The 237-nt window shown below is 55.7% G+C and carries 1 protein-coding gene; it reads left to right on the top strand.

The annotated features are described in order from the left end of the window. Window positions 1-47 precede the first annotated feature (47 nt). A partial coding sequence (gene rpsH, locus QP381_RS09450; protein WP_285068785.1) for a 30S ribosomal protein S8 occupies window positions 48-237 on the top strand: 190 nt, incomplete at its 3' end.

Here is a 237-nt window from a genome sequence, read left to right as displayed (position 1 = left end):
ACTGGCGGAGAGGAAACCGCGAAGAGGAAGGGCTGAAGCCCAAAAATATGACTATGACAGACCCAATCGCAGATATGCTAACGCGTCTGCGTAACGCTAACTCGGCGCACCACCAGTCGGTGTCCATGCCTTACTCGAAGCTGAAGTTCGCTATTGCGGGCATCCTAGAGCGCGAAGGCTACATCGCCGGCAGTGAAGTTGCCGACGCCAGGGTTGGTAAGACCCTGACTCTTAACC

This window comes from Pauljensenia sp. UMB6358, assembly GCF_030216865.1.
Taxonomy (GTDB): Bacteria; Actinomycetota; Actinomycetes; order Actinomycetales; family Actinomycetaceae; genus Pauljensenia; species Pauljensenia turicensis_A.
Note: the sequence above shows the minus strand (reverse complement) of the source record. Positions and strands in the feature narration are given on the sequence as shown.